General features: G+C 57.3%; 20 protein-coding genes and 1 pseudogene. 10 read left to right on the forward strand and 11 right to left on the reverse strand.

All coding sequences use genetic code 11. The features are described from left to right. Positions 1 to 79: 79 nt before the first annotated feature. From pgk to ACJ8J5_RS20990, 3 genes are all read right to left on the reverse strand, one after another. On the reverse strand, positions 80 to 1,243 hold the full coding sequence (pgk, locus tag ACJ8J5_RS20980) for a phosphoglycerate kinase (protein ID WP_025160206.1): 1,164 nt from the start codon (positions 1,241 to 1,243) through the stop codon (positions 80 to 82). 70 nt (positions 1,244 to 1,313) lie between these two features. Continuing rightward, positions 1,314 to 2,330 carry an erythrose-4-phosphate dehydrogenase gene (gene epd / locus ACJ8J5_RS20985; RefSeq protein WP_004931582.1) on the reverse strand — a complete coding sequence of 339 codons (1,017 nt, stop codon included), beginning with the start codon at positions 2,328 to 2,330 and terminating at the stop codon, positions 1,314 to 1,316. 311 nt (positions 2,331 to 2,641) lie between these two features. Then, entirely contained in the window at positions 2,642 to 3,601 is a 960-nt protein-coding gene (locus ACJ8J5_RS20990) for a LysR substrate-binding domain-containing protein (RefSeq protein WP_269149643.1), read from the reverse strand. A gap of 82 nt (positions 3,602 to 3,683) precedes the next feature. Here ACJ8J5_RS20990 and ACJ8J5_RS20995 point away from each other — a divergent pair, with 82 nt between their 5' ends. The 5 genes from ACJ8J5_RS20995 (at position 3,684) to ACJ8J5_RS21015 (ending at position 10,397) form a co-directional block, all read left to right on the forward strand. Continuing rightward, the gene (locus tag ACJ8J5_RS20995) at positions 3,684 to 4,769 is read left to right on the forward strand and encodes a tartrate dehydrogenase (protein WP_025304181.1); all 1,086 of its coding nucleotides are present in this window, start codon (positions 3,684 to 3,686) and stop codon (positions 4,767 to 4,769) included. 364 nt (positions 4,770 to 5,133) lie between these two features. Continuing rightward, a complete protein-coding gene (locus ACJ8J5_RS21000; protein WP_334274058.1) occupies positions 5,134 to 6,744 on the forward strand; it encodes a BCCT family transporter in 1,611 nt (536 codons plus the stop codon). Between the two features lie 26 nt (positions 6,745 to 6,770). Further along, positions 6,771 to 7,895, forward strand: coding sequence for an aromatic ring-hydroxylating oxygenase subunit alpha (locus tag ACJ8J5_RS21005; protein WP_025304183.1), 1,125 nt, complete (start codon positions 6,771 to 6,773; stop codon positions 7,893 to 7,895). A 46-nt stretch (positions 7,896 to 7,941) separates the two neighbouring features. Then, positions 7,942 to 9,390: an NAD-dependent succinate-semialdehyde dehydrogenase gene (locus ACJ8J5_RS21010; protein WP_334274057.1), complete on the forward strand. Its 1,449-nt coding sequence runs from the start codon at positions 7,942 to 7,944 to the stop codon at positions 9,388 to 9,390. A 41-nt stretch (positions 9,391 to 9,431) separates the two neighbouring features. After that, on the forward strand, positions 9,432 to 10,397 hold the full coding sequence (locus ACJ8J5_RS21015; RefSeq protein ID WP_147823243.1) for a PDR/VanB family oxidoreductase: 966 nt from the start codon (positions 9,432 to 9,434) through the stop codon (positions 10,395 to 10,397). A 30-nt stretch (positions 10,398 to 10,427) separates the two neighbouring features. Here the strand turns inward: ACJ8J5_RS21015 and ACJ8J5_RS21020 are convergent, their stop codons facing one another. The 4 genes from ACJ8J5_RS21020 to ACJ8J5_RS21035 all read right to left on the reverse strand — a co-directional run bounded on the left by ACJ8J5_RS21020 (position 10,428) and on the right by ACJ8J5_RS21035 (position 15,509). Continuing rightward, positions 10,428 to 11,498: an ABC transporter ATP-binding protein gene (locus ACJ8J5_RS21020; protein WP_043142690.1), complete on the reverse strand. Its 1,071-nt coding sequence runs from the start codon at positions 11,496 to 11,498 to the stop codon at positions 10,428 to 10,430. Continuing rightward, positions 11,491 to 13,260 carry an ABC transporter permease gene (locus ACJ8J5_RS21025; RefSeq protein ID WP_025304187.1) on the reverse strand — a complete coding sequence of 590 codons (1,770 nt, stop codon included), beginning with the start codon at positions 13,258 to 13,260 and terminating at the stop codon, positions 11,491 to 11,493. Before ACJ8J5_RS21025 ends, ACJ8J5_RS21020 begins: the two co-directional genes overlap by 8 nt. Positions 13,261 to 13,338: 78 nt before the next feature. Then, the gene (locus tag ACJ8J5_RS21030) at positions 13,339 to 14,427 is read right to left on the reverse strand and encodes an ABC transporter substrate-binding protein (RefSeq protein WP_173888507.1); all 1,089 of its coding nucleotides are present in this window, start codon (positions 14,425 to 14,427) and stop codon (positions 13,339 to 13,341) included. A gap of 164 nt (positions 14,428 to 14,591) precedes the next feature. Continuing rightward, positions 14,592 to 15,509, reverse strand: coding sequence for a DMT family transporter (locus ACJ8J5_RS21035; protein WP_060434959.1), 918 nt, complete (start codon positions 15,507 to 15,509; stop codon positions 14,592 to 14,594). Between the two features lie 290 nt (positions 15,510 to 15,799). On the opposite strand from ACJ8J5_RS21035, the gene ACJ8J5_RS21040 reads away from it, so the two are divergent. The 3 genes from ACJ8J5_RS21040 to brnQ all read left to right on the forward strand — a co-directional run bounded on the left by ACJ8J5_RS21040 (position 15,800) and on the right by brnQ (position 18,580). Further along, positions 15,800 to 16,132: a tRNA-binding protein gene (locus ACJ8J5_RS21040; protein WP_025304190.1), complete on the forward strand. Its 333-nt coding sequence runs from the start codon at positions 15,800 to 15,802 to the stop codon at positions 16,130 to 16,132. Positions 16,133 to 16,162: 30 nt separating this feature from the next. Beyond that, positions 16,163 to 17,044 (forward strand): 2OG-Fe dioxygenase family protein, encoded by an 882-nt coding sequence (locus ACJ8J5_RS21045; protein ID WP_025304191.1) that lies wholly within the window; start codon positions 16,163 to 16,165, stop codon positions 17,042 to 17,044. A gap of 213 nt (positions 17,045 to 17,257) precedes the next feature. Beyond that, entirely contained in the window at positions 17,258 to 18,580 is a 1,323-nt protein-coding gene (gene brnQ / locus ACJ8J5_RS21050; protein WP_049208245.1) for a branched-chain amino acid transport system II carrier protein, read from the forward strand. 295 nt (positions 18,581 to 18,875) lie between these two features. Here brnQ and ACJ8J5_RS21055 read toward each other — a convergent pair whose 3' ends face one another. Beyond that, a complete protein-coding gene (locus tag ACJ8J5_RS21055) occupies positions 18,876 to 19,880 on the reverse strand; it encodes an IS110 family transposase (RefSeq protein ID WP_173888412.1) in 1,005 nt (334 codons plus the stop codon). A gap of 222 nt (positions 19,881 to 20,102) precedes the next feature. Here ACJ8J5_RS21055 and ACJ8J5_RS21060 point away from each other — a divergent pair, with 222 nt between their 5' ends. Next, entirely contained in the window at positions 20,103 to 21,350 is a 1,248-nt protein-coding gene (locus tag ACJ8J5_RS21060; RefSeq protein ID WP_414104947.1) for an IS256 family transposase, read from the forward strand. Between the two features lie 438 nt (positions 21,351 to 21,788). Then, entirely contained in the window at positions 21,789 to 23,567 is a 1,779-nt protein-coding gene (locus ACJ8J5_RS21065) for a colicin-like pore-forming protein (RefSeq protein ID WP_265536123.1), read from the forward strand. 12 nt (positions 23,568 to 23,579) lie between these two features. On the opposite strand, the gene ACJ8J5_RS21070 is transcribed toward ACJ8J5_RS21065, so the two are convergent. The 3 genes and pseudogenes from ACJ8J5_RS21070 to ACJ8J5_RS21080 form a co-directional block, all read right to left on the reverse strand. Further along, positions 23,580 to 23,945, reverse strand: a complete 366-nt coding sequence (locus ACJ8J5_RS21070; RefSeq protein ID WP_197770611.1) for a colicin E1 family microcin immunity protein — start codon at positions 23,943 to 23,945, stop codon at positions 23,580 to 23,582. Positions 23,946 to 24,613: 668 nt separating this feature from the next. Then, positions 24,614 to 24,772 (reverse strand): transposase domain-containing protein, encoded by a 159-nt coding sequence (locus ACJ8J5_RS21075; RefSeq protein ID WP_254599043.1) that lies wholly within the window; start codon positions 24,770 to 24,772, stop codon positions 24,614 to 24,616. A 124-nt stretch (positions 24,773 to 24,896) separates the two neighbouring features. Further along, positions 24,897 to 24,973, reverse strand: a pseudogene (locus ACJ8J5_RS21080) (transketolase-like TK C-terminal-containing protein); the annotation flags it as partial.

The raw sequence follows: 24,973 nt of genomic DNA on the forward strand, positions 1-24,973 counted from the left end.
AAATCGATGTTTTCACGCCGCGCAGCATTAGCCGCGCGGTATAAAACAAACGGGCGGCTTTCGCCTCCCGTTGTCTGAATTACTGCTTAGCGCGCTCTTCCAGCATCACGACTGCAGGCAGCGGTTTCCCTTCAACGAATTCCAGGAATGCGCCACCGCCGGTGGAGATGTAGGAAATTTTGTCAGCGATACCGAACAGATCGATGGCTGCCAGAGTGTCGCCGCCGCCAGCGATAGAGAAAGCGTCGCTATCGGCGATCGCGCGGGCGACAATTTCGGTGCCCTTACGGAAGTTAGGGAACTCGAATACGCCAACCGGGCCATTCCACAGAATGGTCTTGGCGTTCTTCAGGATAACGGCCAGACGCTCGGCAGAGACGTCGCCCATATCCAGAATTTGCTCGTTGTCCTGGATCTCGTTGGCCTGCTTCACGGTTGCGGTCGCGGTTTCGGAGAACTCGGTCGCTACGCGCACGTCGGTCGGAACCGGGATGTCGCAGGTTTCCAGCAGTTTTTGCGCGTTCGGGATCAGGTCAGGTTCGTACAGGGACTGGCCCACGTTGTTGCCCTGCGCCGCCACGAAGGTGTTGGCGATGCCGCCGCCGACGATCAGCTGATCGGCGATTTTGGACAGGGAATCCAGCACGGTCAGTTTGGTGGACACTTTAGAACCGCCCACGATGGCGACCATCGGACGGGCCGGGTTGCCCAGGGCCTTGCCCAGCGCTTCCAACTCGGCGGACAGCAACGGGCCGGCACAGGCGACAGGCGCGAACTTGCCCACGCCGTGGGTGGAAGCCTGCGCGCGGTGCGCGGTGCCGAACGCGTCCATCACGTACACGTCGCACAGCGCCGCGTATTTCTTGGACAGGGTTTCGTCGTCTTTCTTCTCGCCCTTGTTGAAACGGACGTTTTCCAGCACCACCAGTTCGCCTTCGGCGACGTCGACGCCATCCAGATAATCCTTCGCCAGACGCACTGGGGATTTCAGGTGATCTTTCAGGTAGTTGACCACAGGCAGCAGGGAGAATTCTTCGTTGTACTCGCCTTCGGTAGGACGACCCAGGTGGGAGGTTACCATCACGCGGGCGCCTTGCTTCAGCGCAGCTTCGATAGTTGGCAGGGAAGCGCGGATACGCGCGTCGGAAGTCACTTTACCGTCTTTTACCGGCACGTTCAGATCGGAGCGGATCAGTACGCGTTTACCCGCCAGATCCAGATCGGTCATCTTAATTACAGACATGGTGAACCCTCTTTATTGAATCTCTATAAAATTGCCTGAGCAGCGCGCCCGTCACGCCGGCGCCGCCGTACTAGAAACCGCTGGCGGCCATTGCCCGTGTGGTATCCAACATCCGATTGGCAAAGCCCCATTCATTATCGCACCAGACCAAGGTTTTTATCAGGTGCTGCCCGCTGACCCGGGTCTGCGTACCGTCGACGATAGCGCTGTGCGGGTCATGGTTAAAATCGATCGAGACCAATGGTAATTCCGTGTAGTCAACTATACCACGAAATGATTCCCGTGCGGCCTTTTGCAACAGCTGGTTGACCTCCGCCACCTTCACCGCGGCGCTCACGCTGACGCTAAGATCGATAGCCGTCACGTTGATGGTCGGCACGCGCACCGAGATAGCCTCGAAGCGATCGCAAAACTGCGGGAAGATGCGGGTGATGCCCGCGGCCAGCTTGGTATCGACCGGAATGATCGACTGGCTCGCCGCGCGGGTGCGCCGCAAATCCGCGTGATACGCGTCGATCACCGGCTGATCGTTCATCGCCGAGTGAATGGTGGTCACGGTGCCGGACTCGATGCTGTAGGCGTCGTCCAGCAGCTTGATCACCGGAATAATGCAGTTGGTGGTGCACGAGGCGTTGGACACGATGCGGTGTTCCGCCAGCAGCGTCTGATGGTTGACGCCAAACACGATGGTGGCGTCCAGATCGTTGCCGCCCGGATGGGCGAACAGCACTTTCTTCGCCCCCGCCGCCAGATGGGCTTCGCCATCCGCCCGGCTGCCGTACACGCCGCTGCAGTCCAGCACCACGTCGACGCCCAGTTCGCCCCAGGGCAACTGCTCCACCGCCGGCTGATGCAACAGGCGAATCGCGTCGTCTCCGACGCTCAGCGTGTCGCACTCTTGCCGCACATCCCACGCAAAGCGGCCGTGGCTGGAATCGTACTTCAGCAGATGGGCCATGCCTTCGGCGTTCGCCAGCTCGTTGATCGCCACCACGGAGATTTCCGCCCGTCGTCCCGATTCGTACAGTGCGCGCAATACGCTGCGGCCGATGCGGCCAAAGCCGTTTATCGCTATGCGGATGGTCATGCTGCTCCTGAAAAAGGGCCGTCCACGCCGGGTGACTCACCGGCGCCGCCCGGCGCTGACTGGTTGTCTCACTAACCCGCATAGAGTAGTGGATCGTACCGCCCGCTGTGAATCGCCGAGTTTGCATTATTCCCGCGCTTCAGCGGTTTTTCACCGCCGTCACATCGGCATTTCTGTTGAAGAGTGCTTCAACTGAAACGCTTCAGCTGAGCATAAACCAAAGTTTTGGCAAAAGGAACAGGTGCGACAGTTCCTCAGGTAACGGACGGGAGTTTTACGAGCATAAGATGATCTGGCGCACATTTTTGGCCTCAAGACCGCGACGAATTTTCGCTCGCCGGCCCCGTTTCGCCGTAGTGCTCACGAAAATAGTCGCGCAAAAATTCGACCGTCACCCGCACTTTCGCCGACGTTGCCAGCCGGGAAACGTACACCGCCCAGATGTTGGCCGGCTGATAATACTCCGGCAGGATGTGCACCAATCTGCCGCTGTCGATGTTCTCTTTTACGTCCCAGGCGGAACGCAGTGCAACGCCCTGCCCGTCCAGGCACCACTGGTGCACGATCTCGCCGTGGTTCGACGCCAGCGCCCCCGTCACCTTCACCGTCTCTTCGCCGCCCGGCCCCTGCAGCCGCCACAGCCCGAACGGGTGATCGCGTTCCTTGATCACCAAACAGGTGCGGCCCGCCAGCTCCGCCGGGTTTTTCGGCACGCCGTGGCGCTGCAGGTACGCCGGCGAAGCGCACAAGATGCGCTGATTGTCCGCCAGCTTGCGCGCAATCAAATTGGGGGCGATATCGTCGCCGATGCGGATATCCAGATCGAACCCTTCGCTGACCAGATCCACCAGCCTATCGGACACGTCGAGCCGCAGCTCCAGCTGCGGGTACTGCCGCGCCAGCGCCGACAGCGCCGGCGCCACGAAACGCCGGCCGAAGCCGAAGCTGCTGACCACGCGCAGCATGCCCTGCGGCGCCTGACGCACCTCGGACAGCTCGTCCATCATCTGATCGACGTCGTTGAGAATGCGCTGCGCCCATTCGTAGATGCGTTCGCCGTCTTCGGTGATCGCCACTCGCCGCGTGGTGCGGTGCAGCAACGACACGTCCAGCGCTTTTTCCAGCAACGCAATGCGTTTGCTGATAAAGGCCGGCGACACGCCCAGCTCTTCGGCGGCGGCGGCAAACCCGGCGCGGCGCGCCACCAGCACGAACACCCGCAGGTCACTCAGGATCGGCATATTGTTCATGATTCGTGTTTTATGTTTCACCGTTTTCAGGGTTGATTAACAGTTAGTCAATTATAGGATAAGAGTGTTGTCAATCTCCCCTACCTACAAATGAGACCTCTGTATGAGCAAAACCTATAAAATTGCCGCCATCCCCGGGGACGGTATCGGGCGGGAAGTGTTGCCGGAAGGCATACGAGTGTTGCAAGCGGCGGCGGCGCGCTGGGATCTGTCGCTGGAATTCGACACTTTCGAGTGGGCCAGCTGCGACTACTACCAGCACCACGGCCAGATGATGCCGGACGATTGGTTTGAGCAGCTCAAGGGCTTCGATGCCATCTACTTCGGCGCCGTCGGCTGGCCGGATACGGTGCCCGATCACATTTCGCTGTGGGGGTCGCTGTTGAAATTCCGCCGCGACTTCGAGCAGTACGTCAACCTGCGCCCAGTACGGCTGTTTCCCGGCGTGCCCTGCCCGCTCGCGAACAAACAGCCGGGCGATATCGATTTCTACGTGGTGCGCGAAAATACCGAAGGGGAATACTCCTCGCTCGGCGGACGGATGTTCGAAGGCACTGAACGCGAGATGGTGATCCAGGAATCGGTCTTCACCCGTCAGGGCGTGGACCGCATCCTCAAGTACGCCTTTGAGCTGGCGCAACAGCGCCCGCGCAAGCGCCTGACCGCAGCCACCAAGTCCAACGGCATGGCCATCAGCATGCCGTACTGGGATGAGCGCGTGGCGGAGATGGCGCGCCGGTATCCGGACATCGCCTGGGACAAGCAGCACATAGATATTCTATGCGCGCGCTTCGTGCTGAACCCCGAACGCTTCGACGTGGTGGTGGCCTCCAACCTGTTCGGCGATATTTTGTCTGATCTCGGCCCGGCCTGCACCGGCACTATCGGCATTGCGCCGTCGGCCAACCTGAACCCGGAGCGCAACTTCCCGTCGCTGTTCGAGCCGGTGCACGGCTCGGCGCCGGACATTTTCGGCAAAAACATCGCCAACCCGATCGCCATGATCTGGAGCGGCGCGATGATGCTGGACTTCCTCGGCGACGGCGATGCCCGTTACCGCCAGGCACACGACGGCATCCTGCAGGCGATCGAGCGCATCATCGCCGACGGGCCGCGCACGCCGGATATGCGCGGCGATGCCTCCACTCAGCAAGTCGGCCAGGCGATCGCCGCCCTGCTGCAACGCTAAACACCGCTGATTTTCCTGCGCAGGGCGCGTTTTCGCGCCCTGCTTTGCCATGTCCGCTTTTCCGCTTCGATCGCCGCCGCAAATCCGTTGAAAACCACCGCAGAAAGCACGCCAATACCCCGGCCAAGATCACAACAAATTGTTTACATACTGTGTTTTATCCTTTTACAGATGCCCCAATTGTGGCCCTCCCGTAATTTGTGCACACTCAAAAATGTTAATGAAGAGTAAACATTTCCGGTGGCGTTCTGCCGGGGCGGTTGCTCCTCGCGGTGTAACAAAACAAAGGGTTCAAACCAATAAGGCCCGGGCGCACCCTACGCTTCGCGCACCGGCCCACCACCGATAACAGGAGTTCACTCCCATGCAGAGCACCCCTAAAAAGGATGTCACGCTCATCGCCATCAGCCTGTGCAGTATTGCGCTGATCGCCATTTGCCTGATGCTCTTTCCAGCTCAATCCGCGCTTATCGCCAACACCATTTTCAACGGCGTCACCCGGCTGTTCGGCTCAACCATTCAAATCCTGGTGCTGATCGCCCTGCTGGTGGTGCTGTATCTGGCGTTGAGCAAATACGGCAACATCCGCCTCGGCGAAGGCAAACCGCAGTACTCCACGTTAGCCTGGCTGTTCATGTTCATCTGCGCTGGCCTGGGCTCGTCCACCCTGTACTGGGGGGTGATGGAATGGGCGTATTATTACCAGACGCCGGGGCTGAACATCGCGCCGCGCACCCCGAAGGCGCTGGAATACAGCATCAGCTACTCCTTCTTCCACTGGGGCCTGAGCGCCTGGGCGACCTATGCCCTCGCCTCGCTGATCATGGCCTACCACTTCCACGTGCGTAAGAACAAAGGGCTCAGCCTATCGGGGATCATTTCCGCCATCACCGGTGTGCGCGCCAACGGCCCGATCGGGCGGTTGGTGGATCTGATCTTCCTGGTCGCCACCGTCGGCGCCCTCACCATTTCACTGGTGCTGACGGCCTCTACCTTTACCCGTGGGCTGACGGCACTGACCGGCATCCCGGACAATTTCGTGGTGCAGGCGACGGTGATCCTGCTGGCCGCGGTGATCTTCTGTCTCAGCTCTTACATCGGCATCGACGGCGGCATGCAGCGCCTGAGCAAAATGGTCGGCTGGGGCGCCTTCGCCTTCGCCGGGCTGGTGCTGCTGGTCGGCCCGACCGAGTTCACCATCAACAACACCATCAACGCCATCGGCCTGACGGCGCAAAACTTCCTGCAGATGAGCCTGTTCACCGATCCGATGGGCGACGGCAGTTTCAGCCGCAGCTGGACGGTGTTCTACTGGCTGTGGTGGATCTCCTATACCCCGGGAGTGGCGATGTTCGTCACCCGCGTCTCGCGCGGCCGCAAGATTAAAGAGGTGATCTGGGCCTTGTTGCTCGGCAGCACCCTCGGTTGCTGGTTCTTCTTCGGCTCGCTGGAAAGCTACGCCATGCACCAGTTCATCAGCGGGCAGCTCAACGTGCCGGAGATCCTCAGCACCCAGGGTGGCGAAACCGCCGTGCAGATGCTGCTGACGGCGCTGCCGCTCGGCAAGTTGTTCCTGGCCGCCTATCTGTTCATCATGATCATTTTCCTGGCCTCGCACATGGACGCGGTGGCCTACACCATGGCCGCCACCAGCACCCGCAACCTGCAGGAGGGGCAAGATCCCAGTCCGATGCTGCGCCTGTTCTGGTGCGTGGTGATCACCCTGATCCCGCTGTCGATCCTGTTTACCGGCGCCTCGCTGGACACCATGAAAACCACGGTGATCCTGACCGCGCTGCCGTTCCTGCTGGTGCTGCTGGCGAAAACCTACGGCTTTGCCCGCTGGCTAAAGCAGGACTACGCGGCCATCCCGGCGCACCTGATCGAAAGCAGCCCGCCGGCGCTGCCCGAAGCACCGGCGGCCGCCGAACTCCCCGCTCCATCGTCGTATCAACCGCGCCCTATGGCGAAATGACAATAAGAAAAGAGGAAGGTTAACTTATGAGCACTCTGATTCCTGAATTTACCTTACCGAAAGATTTCTGCGCCGACGCCCGCGAGGCTTACACCATTCCAGCCCGGTTCTATACCCACCAGGCGGCGTTCGAGCACGAAAAAGAGCAGGTGTTCGCCACCAGCTGGATTTGTGTGGCGCACCGCAGCGAGCTTGCCCAACCGAACGACTACATCACCCGCGAGATCATCGGTGAAAACATTCTGGTGGTGCGCGGCCGCGACAACGTGCTGCGCGCCTTTTACAACGTCTGCCCGCACCGCGGCCACCAACTGCTGGCGGGCGACGGCCGGGCGAAGAACGTCATCACTTGCCCTTATCACGCCTGGGCGTTCAAGCTGGACGGCGAGCTGGCGCACGCGCGCAACTGCGAAAACGTGCAGAACTTTGATAAGGAAAACTCGCACCTGATGCCGGTGCGGGTCGAAGAGTACGCCGGGTTTATTTACGTCAATCTGGACTCGCAGGCCGGCACGGTGGAAGACCAGCTGCCGGGCCTCGGCGCCAAAGTGCGCGAGGCCTGCCCGCAGGTCGACGATCTCAAGCTGGCGGCACGCTTCGTCACCCGCACTCCGGCCAACTGGAAGAACATCGTCGACAACTACCTCGAGTGCTACCACTGCGGCCCGGCACACCCCGGCTTCGCCGACTCGGTGCAGGTCGATCGCTACTGGCACACCCTGCACGGCAACTGGACGCTGCAGTTCGGCTACGCCCGCCCTTCCGAGCAGTCGTTCAAGTTTGAAGAGGGCAAAGAATCCAGCTTCCACGGCATCTGGCTGTGGCCGTGCACCATGTTCAACATGCCGCCGCTGGAAGGCATGATGACGGTGATCTATGAGTTCCCGGTCGATGCGGAAACCACCCTGCAGCACTACGACATCTACTTCACCAACACCGATTTGAGCGACGAACAGCTCAAACTGATCGACTGGTACCGCGACGTGTTCCGCCCGGAAGATTTGCGGCTGGTGGAAAGCGTGCAAAAAGGCCTGAAGTCGCGCGGCTATCGCGGCCAGGGGCGCATCATGGCCGACGGCGCCGGCAGCGGCGTCAGCGAACACGGCATCGCCCACTTCCACAACCTGCTGGCGCAGGTTTATCAACCTTGATGCGACGGGGCCCGCGGGCCCCTTTCCCCTGACTTGTGAGGTTCTTGTGAAAATTTCCGATCGGGCGCTATTCCGCCAACAGGCATATATCAACGGCCAATGGCGCGACGCCGACAACCAGGAAACCCTGCCGGTGAGCGATCCCGCCACCGGCCGGCCAATCGGCAGCGTGCCCAACATGGCGACGGCCGAAACCGAACAGGCGATCGACGCCGCCCAGCAGGCGCTGGAAGGCTGGCGCGCGCTGCCGGCGCAACAGCGCGCGCAGCTGTTGCGCCGCTGGTTCGAACTGATGCTGGAGCACCAGCAGGATCTGGCCAACCTGATGACGCTGGAGCAAGGCAAACCGCTGGCGGAATCGCTGGGTGAGATCCGCTACGCCGCCTCCTTTATCGAATGGTTCGCCGAACAGGCCAAGCGCGCCAACGGCGACATCATTCCTTCGCCGAGCAGCGATAAACGCCTGATGGTGCTGAAACAGGGCATCGGCGTGTGCGCGGCGATCACGCCCTGGAACTTTCCGGCGGCGATGATCACCCGCAAGGCCGCGCCGGCGCTGGCGGCCGGCTGTACGCTGGTGGTCAAACCCGCCAACGAAACCCCTTATTCAGCGCTGGCGATGGCCGAACTGGCCGAGCGCGCCGGCATTCCCGCCGGGGTATTCAACGTGGTGACCGGCAACTCGCAGGCGATCGGCGCCGAGCTGACTCACCACCCGCAGGTGCGCAAACTCAGCTTTACCGGCTCCACGTCGGTGGGCAGGCTGCTGATGCGCCAGAGCGCGGACACCATCAAGAAAGTGTCGCTGGAGCTGGGCGGCAACGCGCCGTTCATCGTGTTTGACGATGCGGACATCGATGCCGCGGTGGAAGGCGCACTGATCGCCAAATACCGTAACGCCGGGCAGACCTGCGTCTGCGTCAATCGGTTCTACGTGCAGCGCGGCGTTTACCCGCAGTTCGCCGAGAAGTTTGTCGCCCGCGTGGCGGCGCTGCAGGTCGGCAATGGTTTCGAACCCGGCGTGCAGATCGGCCCGCTGATCAACCGCAAGGCGTGCGACAAGGTGCTGGAGCTGCTCGATGACGCGCTGAGCAAAGGTGCTCAGATGCTGACCGGCGCCACGCCGCACGCGCTGGGCGGCAATTTCTTCACGCCGACGGTGCTGGGGGACGTTCAGCCCGGCTCGCTGCTGCTGGAAGAGGAAATCTTCGGCCCGGTCGCGCCGCTGGTGGTGTTCGATGACGAAGCCGAGGCGATCCGTCAGGCCAACGACACCATCTACGGCTTGGCCGCCTACTTCTACACCCGCGATGCGGCGCGCATCTGGCGCGTTTCGGAACGGCTGGAGTACGGCATGGTCGGCATCAATACCGGGCTTATCTCCAACGAGGTGGCGCCGTTCGGCGGGGTGAAACAGTCGGGGCTGGGGCGTGAAGGCTCCGAATACGGCATCGAAGACTATCTGGAGCTCAAATACCTGTGCCAGGCGGTATAACTTTTTCATGCGCGGGGACGCCCGCGCTTTGGAGCCAATGAATGACCAGCTATCAGATGCTTGATGTCCGCATCGTCGACATCGAAACCGTCACCGCACGGGTCAAGCGCTTTACCCTTGCGGATCCGCAAGGCCGGCCGCTGCCCGCCTTCAGCGGCGGCAGCCACATCATCGTGCAAATGCAGGACGGCGAGCAGCGCTACAGCAACGCCTATTCGCTGCTCAGCTCACCGTTCGAACTCGAGCATTACCAGATCGCCATTCGGCGCGAGTCTCCTTCCAAAGGCGGTTCCGACTTCATGCATGACCGGCTGGCAGTCGGCGATACGCTGACCATCAGCACCCCGAATAACCTGTTCGCGCTGGCGCCGGAAGCGCAACATCACGTGCTGATCGCCGGCGGCATCGGCATCACGCCGTTTATGGCCCATCTGCATGAGCTGCAACGCAGCGGCCAACGCTACCATCTGCACTACTGCTTCCACAGTGAAGAGCACAACGCCTTCCAGCAACAGCTGATGCAAGCGCCGTTCGCCGACAACGTCAGTTGCCATGTCTCCAGCCTTGGCGGCCGGTTGGATCTGGCGCGCACGCTGGCCGATGTGGAACCCGGCGCCCATATCTACGTCTGCGGCCCGGCGGCGCTGAACGAAGCGGTCTACCGGATCGCCGCCGAACGGGGTATCGATGCCGGTCGCTTGCACAGCGAAGCCTTTGCCGCCGAAGACACGGCGGGCGGCGCCTTTACACTGGTGCTGGCTCGATCGGGTATTGAGCTTGAAGTCGCGCAAGACATGACCATCCTGCAGGCGCTGGAAAACAGCAAGGCGGCCAAGGTCGAGTGCCTGTGCCGCGAAGGCATTTGCGGCACCTGCGAAACCCGCATCATCGAAGGGGAAGCCGATCACCGCGATCAATATCTCAGCGAGGAAGAACGCACGGCGCAGCAGACCCTGTTGATCTGCTGCTCGCGCGCCAAAGGCAGCCGGCTGGTGCTGGATTTGTAAAAGGAACGCCCGCATCGGCGGGCGTCCTGATTAGGCTTTCGGGAATATCCACAAATGCTCGGCCGGCAGGGAGAGCCGGCACAGCGTTTGATCGCGCGCCTCGTGGCCATAGGCACGCACCACGAAATCTTCGGCCACGGTGCGGAACAGGTATTCCCAGCGATCGCCGAGATACATGCTGGTCAGCAACGGCAGCTCAAGCTGGTTGCCCTGCGGATCTTCGCCCAACCGCACGCGCTCGACGCGGATCACCGCCGTGCCCTCCTGCCCGACCTGCACGCCTTCGCCCGCTTTGCCCCACAGCGCCCAATCCTTACCTTCGATGCGCGCCCGATCGCCTTCCAGCGCGACGACCTTGCCCGGCAACCGGTTGTTGCTGCCCATGAACTCGGCGGTGAACAGCGTGGTGGGCGAACCGTACATCTCCTGCGGCGTGCCCTGCTGTTCGATTTTGCCGTTATTGAGCAGCAGGATGCGATCGGAAATGGCCATCGCCTCGTTCTGATCGTGGGTCACCATCAGCGCCGACAGACCCAGCTTGATGATCAACTCGCGCAGGAATACTCGCGCCTCTTCGCGCAGCTTGGCGTCAAGGTTGGACAGCGGCTCATCCAGCAGGATCACCGGCGGGTTGTAGACCAGCGCGCGCCCGATCGCCACGCGCTGCTGTTGGCCGCCGGAGAGTTGGTGCGGATGGCGTTTGGCCAAATGCCCCAGCCCGAGCTGATCCAGCACCGCCTGCACCCGCTGGGCGATTTCCGCCGAGGCAGTCTTACGCAGTTTCAGCGGGTAAGCGACGTTCTCAAACACCGTTTTATGCGGCCACAGGGCGTAGGACTGAAACACCAGCCCCAGATTGCGCTCTTCGGCGGGAATTTCACTGCGTGCGCTGCCGTTGTACACCGCGCTGTTGCCGATGACGATCCGCCCCTGGCTCGGTTTCTCCAGCCCGGCTACCGCCCGCAGCAGCGTGGTTTTGCCGCTGCCCGACGGGCCCAGCAGCGAGACCACTTCGCCCCGTTTCAGATCCATCGACACCCCTTTCAACACCGGGTTGTCGCCATAGGTCAAATGCAGATTCTCTACCGAAAGTTCAATCATGTAATTTCACTCCAAAGCGCAAGGCGATCCCCAGCCCCAACACCACCAGCAGGATATTGATGAACGACAGCGCGGCGACGATATCGATAGCGCCCGCGGCCCACAGGGAAACCAGCATCGAGCCGATGGTTTCTGTGCCCGGAGACAGCAGATACACCCCGGTGGAATATTCGCGTTCAAAGATCAGGAACATCAGCAACCAGGAGCCGATCAGGCCGTAGCGCGACAGCGGAATGGTGACGTGGCGGGTGATCTGACCGCGGCTGGCGCCGGCGCTGCGCGCCGCCTCCTCCAGCTCCGGTCCCACCTGCAGCAGCGTAGAAGAGATCAGCCGCAGGCCGTAAGCCATCCACACCACGGTGTAGGCCAGCCAGACGCTGAAGATGGTGCTGCGCAGCGAACGCAACCAGACGATCACGTTCTCGCGCAGCCACTCGGCCATCGGCAGCACTGACAGCCAGCCTTCCTTAAGCGATTTGTCCAACCACATCGGCAGGAACAGAAACACCCACAGGAACGCCAGGCCGGCCAACAGCCCCGGCACCGCGCGCGGCACCAGCACGCTGTAGTCGAGGAAGCGCGTGGCGCCATCCGGCTTGCGGTGCATGGCAATGCCGATAAACAGATAGCACGCCACCGCCAGCGCCCCGCCGATCACCCCGATCGCCATCGAGTTGACGATGGCGCGCAGCAGGTTGGGTTGCGCCCAGATGGTGCGGAAGGTGTTGATCGACAGTTCGTCCCAGACAGACACGCCCACGCCCCAGTTGGAGATAAAGGCGCGCAGCACTACGCCGATCAGCGGCACGCCGATGGTCACGGTCAGCCAGAACATCACCACCGCGCCGGCCACCCAGCGCCATTTGCCCAGCGGCAGCGCGCGCGCCTGCGAGGCTTTGCCCTTGACGGTGACGAAACGGTTGGCGGTACGCATCAGCCTGCGCTGCAGCATCACCAATGGAATGGTGATGCAGATCAGCACTACCGCTACCGCCGCCATCAGGTGGTAAGAAGGCGTGCCCAGCTTGTTGGTCAACTGATACAGGTAGGTCGCCAGCACCAGGTTGCCTTCCGGATCGCCCAGCACCAGCATCAGGCCGAACACCTCCAGCCCGAGGAAGAACAGCAGCACCCCGGCGTACAAGATAGACGGCCGCACCATCGGCAGGCTGACGGCGGTCATCACCTGCAGCGGCGTAGCGCCGGCGGTGCGCGCCGCTTCTTCAACGTCGGAGCCCACGCTGCGCAGCGCCGAGGAGATGTACAGATACGCGTGGGGCACGTGCGTCAACCCGGCTATCACCACGATGCTGGCCATCGAATAGATGTTCCACGGCACGAAACCCAGCAACGCTTCCGCCCACAGCGAGAAGAAGCCGACCGGCCCCGCCGCCACCACGTAACCGAAACCCAGCACCATCGGCGACACGAAGATCGGTACCAGAATCAGCGGTTCGATGATCCGCCGCCCCGGCAGATCGGTGCGCACCATCAGAAAGGCCAAAATGCCGCCGAGCGGGATGGCGATAATCACCAGGCCGAATGCCAGAATAAAGCCGCTTTTCAGCGCCTTGTAGAAATCCGGATCGGTAAAGATGAACTCGAAGGCCTCCAGGCTGAAGACCTTGGAGGGAGAGAAAAACGGAGCCGAGAGGAAGCTTTGAATGATGATAAACGACAGGGGGACATAGATAACCAGCGCGGTTATCAACACCACCAGGCCGCGCGGCAGGCTCTGCCACTTTCTGCGCCATGCTTGCATAAATGCTCCCTATGGTTGTAAACGACGACCAAAGGGCGCGCGCCCGTGCGGCAGGCGCGCGTCCGAATGCAGTCCCTGTTATTTCGCCGCGGCGGCGCGCCATTGTTTGATGTAGTCGAGACGTTTGGCCGGCTGCAGATATTCCAGCAGGCTGTCATCGACCGGGATCGGCTTGAGCGCGTTACCCAACAGCTTGGTCATGCCATCGATGTCGTTCTTGCCTTCGATGTCGTTGCGGATCGAGGGGATATCCGCCTGATTGGCGAGAATATTTTGCCCTTTCTCCGACAGCACGTAGTCGAACCACAGCTTGGCGGCATTAGGGTTGCCGGCCTCTTTGCTGATGAAGCTCACGCGCGACAGCACCAGGGTATAGTCTTTCGGATAGACGATGCCGAGCGACGGATCGCTCTTGGCGCGGGCCTCGGCGTATGAACCGAGGATATTGAAGCCGATCAGGTTTTCACCGGAGGAGACGCGCTCCATCATGGTGCCGGTGGAAGATTGCACCGCCAGCCCGCCCTTGGCCACGTCGGCCAGCGTTTTGAAGTAGTTAGGATCGGCCTTGAAGTCCTGCACCGACAGCATGAAGCCGACGCCGGATTTTTCGATGTCGTAGGTGGTGACTTTCTTCTTGAATTTGTCCGTCTGGCCGGCGATCAGTTTAGCCAGCGCCGCGTGTGAATCCGGCACATCGCCCTGCGGGATCAGCCGTTTGTTATAGATAAACACCACCGGCTCATAGGTGGTGCCATACACTTTATCTTGCCATACCGCCCATTTTGGCAGCTGAGTCCGCTCCGGAGAGGCATACTCCTGCGCGTAATCGCCCGCCAGTTTCAAAATGGTGTCCATCGACGAGCTCCAGACCAGGTCGCCGCTGGTGCCGCCGGCCGCCTGCTCGCTGATAAAGCGGTTATACAGTTCGGTGCTGTTCATGTCGTTGTATTCGACCTTGATGCCCGGATACAACGCCTCGAACCCCTGGATCAGCGGCGCCGCCGCCTTGGTGTCGGTGGTTGAATAAATCACCACCTTGCCTTCTTTCTTCGCGCCGTCGACCAGTTTCTGATAGTCGGCGGGGTAGCCCGCCGGGAAGGCCGCATAGGCGGAAACGGAGCCCAGTAAGGTGATAGCAGCTACGGTCGCGCTGATTTTTTTCATCATCATCCATCCCATGATCACATTTAATAAACCAAAAATTAACATACAGTTAATATTTATGACGAGGCAACGGCGTTGCTTGTTATCTTTCGGTTTTGTGAGGTTGGACGTTTTTCAGCCAATAAAAAGCCCGGCAGCGCGGGCTTTACAGCACTTCCTATCGCAGACTATTCGGCCAGGTGAGAGCGCCGCAGCAGGCGAATTCGCTGTACGATGGCAACCCCCAGCAGCGTCAGAACAAATCCCGCCAGCTGCACCAGCGACAACGCCTCACCAAACAGCGCGTAAGCCTGCAGCGCCGCCGCCGGCGGCACCAGCAGCATCAGCGCGGTAATGCGAGTCAAATCGCCGTGGCGCACCATCCAAATGAACAGCGCGGTGCCGCCCAGCGACAACACGCCGGCCGACCACAGCAGCGAGAACCACAGCGTTGGCGAATTGTCCCAGGCGCCTGAGCCCATTACGGCCGCCAGTACGCCGGTCACGATCGCCGCGCCGAGGTGCTGAATGGCGCCTGCCGCCCGCAGATCGGCCGCCGCCAGCGAAGACTTCTGCACCATGATGCCTATCGTCAGCGCAACGATGCTGCCAAACCCCATCAGGATCGGCAGCAGCGCCATATTGCCGACGTCGATGCCGGTCAGCCGCGGGGAGAGCACCAGCGCAACGCCGATAAAACCGACCGCCAGCCCGGCCCAGGAACGTAACCCGATCGGCTTACGCAGCACCAGCGCGAAAATCAGCGCGGTAAACAGCGGCTGCAATCCGCCGATCAGCGACATCACTCCGGCCGCCAGGCCGTTCGCCACCGCCCACCAGCTTGCGGCAAGGTAAACACCGTTCATCAACATGCCGGTCAGCAGGTGCATTACGAACTGTCGCCCCTTGGGCCAGGCGCAATGCAGCGCCAGCAGAGCGAATACTGCCGCGGCGATCAAAAAGCGAAAGGTCAGGAAAAGGTTGGGATCGGCATGATCCGCCACCGCCCGCGCGGCAATAAAACCGGTCGACCAAATTAATATCAGGAAAAACGGCGCAATAAATGCCTTTCGCCGATCGCGTTTTTCGCGCTGGGTTATTTCCATATCACTACCTAAAAAATGCCGTTGATGAATTAATGCAGAGCATACTAACCAATTTAACACGGGCTTAACAGTATCGACGCTGGCACCAAGCAGGCGTGGTGAACATAATTGCGGGAAATAATGAAGTTTCAATCTTATATAATTCACCAAGCTTATAATTAATTCCACCACGTTACGATAATGTAAATTAATTGCTACATCCGGTATAACTATTCCCCTCCTGGCGGCATTGTCGGAATAATTCCCCTTTGCTAGCCTTCCTGAAGCCACTTAATTAACTGGACTGACTCATGGCCGAAATCACTGATTTTATGAAACTGGATATGCGTATTGGCGAAATTATTTCCGTGGAATATAACGACAAGGCATTAAAACCCGCCTATAAGCTGCGCATTGATTTCGGCGAAGAAATTGGCATTAAAAACAGCTCGGCGCAATTATGCGAAAACTATCAGGAAGATGATCTGCTTGGAAAAAAAGTCATCTCCGTCGTTAATTTCCCCGCCAGGCGGGTTGCCGGATTTAAATCTGAAGTGCTGGTACTTGCCGCGGTCACCCGGGATCAAGGCACTGTCTTGCTGAAACCCGATGTCGACGTGGAGATCGGCAGCAAGATTTTATAATCGCCACATCATTCGTGAGGCCACCGAGAAATGCGACAGTTATCCCTGCTTGATGAAGTTAAGAAGGCGTACCAGGAACACCGTTCAGCCTTTATCCCCGGCGCCACCATGCAAGCGATCCTGCTGGCGCTGGGCGCGCGGCCGGAAGATTTCGCCAGGCTGCAGCAGGTCAGCGCCAATCTGGCGGACGATCCCACACTGCCTTTCCGCAAGTCCAGAAACGGCCGCTTCTGCTTCGACTTCGATCGCGCCCAGATTGAGCGGCTGGAGTTCCAGCCTTTCGTGCTCTCGGTCGAGGAAGACTTCATCCGTTACGATTCGGGAAAGGTGCGCCATTTCCGCGGCATCAACGACGATCTGCAGTTGAATACGGCATTTCAGGCACTGATGAAATTCAAAGCCTACGTGATCGATGGCGTGAGCGTGACGCCACGCCCCCGGCTTAATCAGGAGATCAACAAATTCGTCTGCACGGTGTTCAACCTGCGCACCGTCACCACGCCGCAGATGTTGGGCGAACCGGCGCTGGAAGGCGTACACAGCGACGGCGTCGACCACACCATGACGACCTTCCTCGGCTGCGACAACATGACCGACGACAGCGCCAAGACCTTTATTCACGATATGCGCGAAACCAGCGGGATCAAATTCGATCGCGCCCGGCCGGAATGGATTTTGGGCGAAATACAGCATCGGCATTTCCTCGATACCCTGCTGATTGTCGACCATGAGCGCAAACACAGCCTCTCACCGGTGGAAGCGCAGGACAAACGCCGGCATTCGACCCGTGATATGCTGATCTTTTTCACCCGTAAACCGGTCGAAGACGGCCACGTCTCCTTCGCGTATGACTCTTTTAAACCACATATCGAAATCCCGCTGTCGATAGACATGGTGGCGCGCGCGAGCTAACGCGCTGCCGGGCCGGCCGCCAGGATCCCTCTGTGCGGCCGGTTCACGCCGGGGTAAACAGCGCGGGATTAATCAGGTTTTTGTCGCCGAATTATTATATCCTGCCGGACGAAAATTTTTGCGGGCTTACGCTGCCCCACGCGCCTCCTCCTGCAGTGCTTCATTCCGCAGCCAGGCCGTTTATTTCATGAATACAGGCAGTGCCATACCGTTATGACCAAGAGTTTATCCCCGAAAGACATTATCGCCCTGGGCTTTATGACCTTCGCCCTGTTTGTCGGCGCCGGCAACATCATTTTCCCCCCGCTAGTGGGGCTGCAGTCCGGTGAGCATCTGTGGCCGGCCGCCCTCGGTTTTATGGTGACCGCCGTCGCCCTGCCGGTGATTGCCGTGATCGCGCTGGCGCGCGTCGGCGGCAGCATCAGCCTGCTGACTGGCCCCATCGGCCGCACAGCCGGCCTGCTGTTGGCGACCGTCTGCTATCTGGCGCTGGGTCCGCTGTTCGCCACCCCGCGAACCGCCAATGTTTCTTTCGCCCTCGGCATCGCGCCTTTCACCGGCGACGGCGCCCTGCCGCAGTTCATCTACAGCCTGCTGTTCTTTACCCTGGCGATGGTCGTGTCGCTGTATCCCGGCCGCTTGCTCGACAACGTCGGCCATATTCTGGCGCCGCTGAAAATTCTGGCGCTGGCCGTGCTCGGCATCGCCGCCCTGGTCTGGCCCGCCGGTGCGCCGGTCTCCGCCGTCGGCAGCTATCAGGCCGCGGCGTTTTCCACCGGCTTCGTTCAGGGTTATCAAACCATGGACACGCTGTCGGCGTTGATGTTCGGCTCGATTATCGTCACCGCCGCCCGCTCGCGCGGCGTCAGCGACAGCGGCCTGCTGCTGCGCTACACCCTCTGGGCCAGCCTGATCGCCGGCGTCGGCCTGACTCTGGTCTATATCTGCATGTTCAAGCTCGGCGCCGGCAGCGGCAGCCTGGTCGGGAACGATGCTCAGGATGGCGCGGCAATCCTGCACGCCTATGTGCAGCACACCTTCGGCGATCTGGGCAGCGTCTTTATGGCGGTACTGATGTTCATCGCCTGCCTGGTGACGGCGGTCGGCATGACCTGTGCCTGCGCGGACTTCTTCTCTCGCTACCTGCCGCTCTCTTACCGCACGCTGGTGGTTATCCTCGCGCTCTTCGCCATGCTGGTCTCCAACATGGGGCTGGCCAACCTGATCCGCGTCTCGCTGCCGGTGCTGACGGCGATCTACCCGCCCTGCATCGCGCTGGTGTTGCTCAGCTTCAGCCAGAACCGCTGGCGCAGCGCCAAGCGCGTGTTCGCGCCGGTGATCGCCACCAGCCTGGTGTTTGGCCTCGCCGACGGCCTGAAGGCCTCCAGCTTCAGCGGCCTGCTGCCGACCTGGTTCGATAAGTTGCCGCTGGCCGAACAGGGTCTGGTCTGGCTGCAGCCTACGCTGCTGGTGCTGTTGCTGGCGGCGGCTTACGACCGGTTGCGCAGCGCCGAAAGCATCAAGACCGCGTCGTAATCGCGGTTTCCGCCCATAAAAATCTATGGTCATCCCCGTTTTTGCAACACCGATTTTGATTTATGATGGGCTTGCTTAAATCTATACGGCGTCTGATGGGGAACACTGCGTTACCCGCGCCACGATGAAGTCCGCACCTGTTGAACCTGAAAAGGGTCTCGGCTTCAAAGAGCCATTTTTTATGTCAGGTTCATCAGCAGGTCGCTGTGCCGTTCATGTCATCATAATCAGTCGTCGCAAAACCAGGTCGTAACTGGGTATCCAAAGCGCTGACAGCTCTAACTGCCAGCGCTTTTTATTGGCTAAAAACGGTGCGATGCGCCGTGATAGCCCAGGCTATCCTGGCCAGTTTATTGGCCAGTCCACAGGCCACCACGTTCGAGTGATGCCGCGTCAACTGAATCTTCACCCACTCAGCCAGACGCCCCGGGTTATGCTCCAGCCGCTGCATAAAGGCCCGGGCACATTGGACCAGCAGGCGACGCAAATTTTTATCTCCCCGCTTGCTGATGCCCATCAGCGTGTTTTTCCCGCCAGTGCTGTATTGCCGCGGCACCAGCCCCGTCGAGGCGGCGAAGTCCCGGCTGCCGGCATAATTTTTCCCATCGCCCAACTTCGTGGCCAACAGGCTGGCGGTTATCATGCCGACGCCGGGAATGCTCAGCAGGCGCTGCGTGGCCTCGTCATCCGCCATATGCGTTTTTAACTCTTGTTCGACGCCCTCAATCTGTTCGCTGAGATAGACGTAATGTTGACGGACCTGCAGCAGCAGCCGGGTTAAATACGGCGGTAACGGATGCTCTTCGAGCACGGCGGTCAGGCGTCGGATAACGGCTCTACCGCGTGGCATGCTGATACCAAACTCCAACAGAAAGCCGTGCATCTGGTTGGTGGTTTTTACCCGTTCTTTGACGAACGCATCTCGGACACGATGCAGCGCCGCCATTGCCTGTTGGTCTTCGGTTCTTGGCGTCACGAAGCGCATGGAAGGGCGTGAGGCGGCTTCGCAGATGGCTTCGGCGTCGATGAAGTCGTTTTTGTTGCTCTTGACGAATGGCCGGACAAACTGGGGCGAGATGAGCTTAACCTGATGGCCGAGCTGGCTGATATGGCGCGCCATAAAGTGAGCGCCGGCGCAGGACTCCATGACGACGGTGGCCGCGCTGCAGGTGGAGAGAAAAGCGGTGAGCTGGGTACGAGAAAACTTCTTGCGCAGCAAGGCATGGCCGTCTTTATCCTGCGCGTGGACATGGAAAGTATGTTTGCCGAGGTCGATACCGATGAGCGTAATGTTTTGCATGATGATCCCCTCCGGAAAGAAAAACACCCTGTCAGCGTACCGCTCACAGGGTGGGGGTGACCATCTCATTAGGTTCATCGCGCTTTAGCGTGAACCAATAGAAAACCGCAGTCAGAACGTTTAGATTTGTATTCGCCAAAACACACCCTAAACTTGAGCCTGTACATAATTTGTGTAATTGCCTGATTTTGATATGTTCAACTCAACATCAAAAGAAGGTTGATTTACGGACGAAAACAGTTGCAGGCTCTGGCTAACGAACTGGCCAGAAACCTTAAAATCCCTGAGGATCTCAACCAGTTCGATCGCCTGCTGAAGAAAATCAGCGTCGAGGCGGCGCTCAATGCCGGAATGACCCATCACCTCGGCTACGATAAAAATCAGCCTAAACCAGCGACCAACGCCCGCAACGGCTATACCCAAAAGACCGTTATCACTGGCGATGGTCCGCTGGAGCTACGTACGCCACGCGATCGTGATAGCGCCTTCGAACCTCAACTGGTTAAAAAGAACCAGACCCGGATCACGGGGATGGATAACCAGATTTTATCCTTATATGCCAAAGGGATGACCACCCGCGAGATCGCCGCCATGTTTAAAGAGCTGTATGATGCTGATGTCTCGCCGGCTCTGAGCTCAAAGGTGACGGATGCCGTCATTGAGCAGGTTGTCGAATGGCAAAATCGGCCACTGAATGCTGCCTATCCCATTGTTTATCTTGATTATATCGTTCTAAAAGTGCAGCAAGATAGTCGCGTCATCAACAAATCCGTGTTCCTGGCGTTGGGTATCAATATTGATGGCCATAAAGAGTTTCTGGGTATGTGGTTGGCTGAAAACGTGGGGGAAAAATTCTGGCTGAATGTGCTGACAGAGCTGACAGAGCTGACAGAGCTGACAGAGCTGACAGAGCTGAAAAACCGTGGTCTGAACGACATTCTCAGTGCCTGTGTTGACGGGCTGAAAGGCTTCCCGGACGCCATCAACGCGGTGTATCCGCAGACACGCATTCAGCTGTGCATCGTGCATATGGTACGCAACAGCTTGCGGTTCGTCTCCTGGAAGGACTATAAGGCCGTCACCCGCGACCTGAAAGCCATCTATCAGGCTGCGACAGAAGAAGCTGGCTTGCAGGCGTTGGAAGCGTTCTCCAGCGCCTGGGACAGCCGTTACCCACAAATAAGCCGCAGCTGGCAGGCAAACTGGGCCAACCTTGCCACGGTTTTCACATATCCAGCTGATATTATTAAGATTATCTACACAGCGAACGCCATCAAGTCGCTAAATAGCATAATCAGGCACGCGCTGAAAAAGCGCAAAGTGTTCCCGACGGATGACGCTGTCAAAAAGGTGGTGTGGCTGGCGATCCAGGCAGCCTCGCAAAAATGGATCATGCCGTTGAAGGACTGGCGTATGGCAATAAGCCGCTTTATTATCGAGTTCGGTGACCGCCTGGACGGTCACTTCTAAGCAAAGGCATTTACACAGTAATGGTGTACAGGATCCCTTTTTACCGAATTGCCGCTTAGAGATGACACCATCCAGAGGGAAATGAGAACCAATTAATATTTTGCCTCGTTTGTCAACCAATCAAGCTCTCTGCCTGTAAACATAGAAACGCTGATCAGGCAGCCAGTATCAGCGCTCCACCGAATTTCCTATTAAAGCACAGTATAAACAATACGTTGTGCTTATATTGGAAGGGTTGCCTTCATTTAGCTTGCCCTCGTTTCCTTCGTAAAGACAGCCGAAAATAACCATCAATAGCTTGTTGTGTGTGATGCCTCACACAAATGAGAGTGATAATCATTATCTTGACTGGCAAACAGGGACACCATAAAGTACGCCATAGCTGTATGCATATACAGCTATTTTGATTTCAACTATCATTTAAAGGGGAACTGTACTGTGGCTCGATATGAAGATACAACTCAATATGAACGCGATGTAATGACTTCAATGGGGTACTATTGGAATGGGCATGGATGGCAGCGAGGTTTTGATCTCTCAGATGGCAACATGGTTGTTGAAGGATGGGTTGGTGACGGTTTGCCTGATAGACAGAAGGAATTGAGTAATATTACCCATATTTGGGATCAAAAAATTTCCGATATTAATAAACCGATAAGTGCTTTTGATCCTGAAGATGATGATGTCACGCCATTCAGTAATGAAGCCAAAAATAGTTTTCGTGAAGATTCAGATAAAGCCATCGATTTTGCTGCTAAAAAAGAAAATGACCTTGATAACCAAATCAAGGAAATGCAAAAGGATATTGATGCATTAAGCAAGAAAGCCGAAAATAATCAACAGACTGAATTCGAAAAAGCAAACCTCAATGCTATTATTAGTAAGTTAAAGGTAAGTAAAGAACGTCTCACTGTTCTGAGAAATGAAGCTAATAAAAGAAAAATGCAGCAAGAATATTTAAAACTGAATAATGAAGATTGGTTCTTCTCCAGAGAAAAACCCACATCCTGGGTTAGGGAACAACAATCATTAAATAGAAATGAAATGGGTAAAAAACAGGAAGAAGTGAAGAAAATCCAATCAGAAATTGACACGGCCAAACAAAATGTTGAACGTTTGGAAAATGAGCAGCGTGAAAAGGAAAGTGAGGTAAATAGACTTAAAGATTTAGACTTGTCTACCGAAGTCGGTTTAAATCATGCTGAGAGTGAAGCTCATCAAAACGAAAGTAACGCACAACAAGCGATTAATGATGCGCAAAATCGTATTAATCAGGCCAACAACGATAGGGTAACAGCGGAGAGTGTAGCACGAGATAACGAAAACAAAGCGGCACAAGCTGAAGCAAAGAGAAAAAAGCATCAAGATCTTCTTGATGAATTCGTAAAATGGAACACAGAAGTTGATTATGGTAAAGAAGCATGGTGGAAAGAATTTAATGGCGCAAGTGACCTGATCTCCAGTTTGGAAAATGAAAGAAATACAGCAACAAATGCGATGAATGCGGCAAGAGACTCAGCAAATCAGGCTGCCAGCCGCCTTGAACAGGCCGAGCGAGATAAGATCAATGCGGAGAATGCGCTTAACAATGCGCGGAAAACGCTTGCAGATGTTCAGGCTAAAAAAGAGGCTAATGCGAAGGCTAAAAAAGATGCCGAAGCTAAAGCCGAAGAGGATCGGGTTAAGGATGCATTAAAAGCCACCGCTGATTTCTATAAAGAGACAACGGAAAAATTTGGTGAACAATCTGCCAAGGTAGCCAAAGAACTGGCTGATGCCGCAAAGGGCAAAACCATCAAAAACGCGGATGAAGCATTAAAAGCATTTGAGAAGTACAAGGATGTGTTGAATAAAAAATTCAGTGTTAAAGATCGAGAAGCTATCTCTCATGCGCTAGAGTCGCTTAAACGTGATGAAATGGCGAGGAATTTCGCCAAGTTCAGCAAAGCATTTAAATATATTGGAAATACAATCGATGTATATGATACAGCCATGGAATTAAAAAAGGCTGTAGAAACAGATAACTGGCGGCCATTTTTTGTTAAATTGGAATCCTTAGCCGCTGGACGTGCCGCCACTGCCATTACTGCATTTGCATATAGTATTATTCTTGGCACACCATTAGGTATCTTCGGTTTTGCCATCATGATGACACTGGTCAGTGTCTTCGTTGATGAAAAATTTGTGGAGAAGATAAATAGTGCACTTAAAATCTGAATAAACAAACACCTAGCCAATTCGGGCTAGGTGTTTTGCTAATTTATATGCTGAAAATCCCAGAACCATTGGAATTGCGAACACGAAACAAAATATAAAGAGTATGGCCTGTAAACTTCCACCTGTGGCACTTGTAAAAAAATCTTTTTCCCAAAATTCCTTCCTGGCAAATAATAAACCAATTTTCGTCATTATTTTATTAGAAAATGGATACAATAATCCACTTGTGATGGAGAAAATTAACATGCATGTTAATTTTTGGTTTTCTTGGTTGATTTGCCAATCTAAATAAACGAGCAATATGGGGATTACACCCCAAACCATTTTTTTTAGGTAATATCCCCAAGTCATTGTTACCTTGCTCCAACTGTAATACAAGTGATTATCATTATCGTTTTATAGCGCAAAGAAGTAAAGTTTACCGCAACACTCCAGACTCTTCGGTAAAACGCCCATTCTACCGAAACGCGCGAAAACTGACCGCACGGGGCGTTAGCGGCCACGCCCCTGTGCCTGGTACGGCGCTTTTGCTACCCTGTCGCGGACCGGGGCGGGATCCCCCTCCCCCACGGGAAAAAAAGCCACCGGCATACCGGTGGCCATAGGTTAGTGCTTCAGCAAAAAACGGTGATAGCCGGCTGCTGCATTCGGTGACATGGGAATAGAATCCTGGTCGGCGTAGGTCAGGTGGATCACCTCACCTTCCTCAATCTCAGCCGCTATTCGTCCATCGTCGACATGCTCACCGCGGTCGTAGCGATCGTAGCCGCGGCGTTCTCCGGGGAGTCTGGAGCACGAAACAGCGTTCCGTCGACGCTCAACATATGTAATCCATGAAACGCCTCCTTACCCAGTGCTGCAGGCAACCATGCTTCATTACAGGCATGAAAAAGATACCGGAGGGAAGCTTCCCCTAGGCGCTGACGCGCCGCCGTAAGGACACTGGGGGCTGGGCCTGGTAGCCGTCATCGGGTAAGAACAATGTCGAGATGGTGGCAAACATCTTTAATGGACAAATCGCGCAGCACGCCCATCATCAGAATGAGTCAGACAGCCTGCTCAGCGGGAAGGCGACGTCGGCGGATACTGGCCTTGTTGCATGCGGTAAGGGCCTGATGTATCCAGGCAGGATCGAGCGAACGAGAAAAGGCATCAAGCTCAGAAGGGCAAACATCAACAACGAAATCCATATCGTGTTCAGACATAAAAAATCCGGAATCAGAGGGCTGAATCCGGATTGTCTCTTACTGAGTGGATCGTTCAAGTGTTCTTAAACGATCGGCATTAGGTCACGATGACCGGCTTTTTTATCGGCTTGCGCCCGGCCGCTTACTTCAGCAGCGCCTGCGCCTTGGCCACCACGTTGTCCACGGTGAAGCCGAACTCGGCGAACAGCTGCTCCGCCG

It is taken from the genome of Serratia sp. CY43202, from assembly GCF_052168755.1.
GTDB lineage: Bacteria > Pseudomonadota > Gammaproteobacteria > Enterobacterales > Enterobacteriaceae > Serratia > Serratia bockelmannii.

What these genes read in the sequence shown, in the direction of transcription:
- ACJ8J5_RS21000 (WP_334274058.1), top strand. Translation starts at nt 5,134, where the DNA reads ATGCAGAGCACCCCTAAAAAGGATGTCACGCTCATCGCCATCAGCCTG.
- ACJ8J5_RS21025 (WP_025304187.1), bottom strand. Translation starts at nt 13,260, where the DNA reads ATGCAAGCATGGCGCAGAAAGTGGCAGAGCCTGCCGCGCGGCCTGGTG.
- ACJ8J5_RS21035 (WP_060434959.1), bottom strand. Translation starts at nt 15,509, where the DNA reads ATGGAAATAACCCAGCGCGAAAAACGCGATCGGCGAAAGGCATTTATT.
- epd (WP_004931582.1), bottom strand. Translation starts at nt 2,330, where the DNA reads ATGACCATCCGCATAGCGATAAACGGCTTTGGCCGCATCGGCCGCAGC.
- ACJ8J5_RS20995 (WP_025304181.1), top strand. Translation starts at nt 3,684, where the DNA reads ATGAGCAAAACCTATAAAATTGCCGCCATCCCCGGGGACGGTATCGGG.
- ACJ8J5_RS21040 (WP_025304190.1), top strand. Translation starts at nt 15,800, where the DNA reads ATGGCCGAAATCACTGATTTTATGAAACTGGATATGCGTATTGGCGAA.
- ACJ8J5_RS21055 (WP_173888412.1), bottom strand. Translation starts at nt 19,880, where the DNA reads ATGCAAAACATTACGCTCATCGGTATCGACCTCGGCAAACATACTTTC.
- pgk (WP_025160206.1), bottom strand. Translation starts at nt 1,243, where the DNA reads ATGTCTGTAATTAAGATGACCGATCTGGATCTGGCGGGTAAACGCGTA.
- ACJ8J5_RS21020 (WP_043142690.1), bottom strand. Translation starts at nt 11,498, where the DNA reads ATGATTGAACTTTCGGTAGAGAATCTGCATTTGACCTATGGCGACAAC.
- ACJ8J5_RS21030 (WP_173888507.1), bottom strand. Translation starts at nt 14,427, where the DNA reads ATGATGAAAAAAATCAGCGCGACCGTAGCTGCTATCACCTTACTGGGC.
- ACJ8J5_RS21005 (WP_025304183.1), top strand. Translation starts at nt 6,771, where the DNA reads ATGAGCACTCTGATTCCTGAATTTACCTTACCGAAAGATTTCTGCGCC.
- ACJ8J5_RS21045 (WP_025304191.1), top strand. Translation starts at nt 16,163, where the DNA reads ATGCGACAGTTATCCCTGCTTGATGAAGTTAAGAAGGCGTACCAGGAA.
- ACJ8J5_RS21015 (WP_147823243.1), top strand. Translation starts at nt 9,432, where the DNA reads ATGACCAGCTATCAGATGCTTGATGTCCGCATCGTCGACATCGAAACC.
- ACJ8J5_RS21075 (WP_254599043.1), bottom strand. Translation starts at nt 24,772, where the DNA reads ATGTCTGAACACGATATGGATTTCGTTGTTGATGTTTGCCCTTCTGAG.
- brnQ (WP_049208245.1), top strand. Translation starts at nt 17,258, where the DNA reads ATGACCAAGAGTTTATCCCCGAAAGACATTATCGCCCTGGGCTTTATG.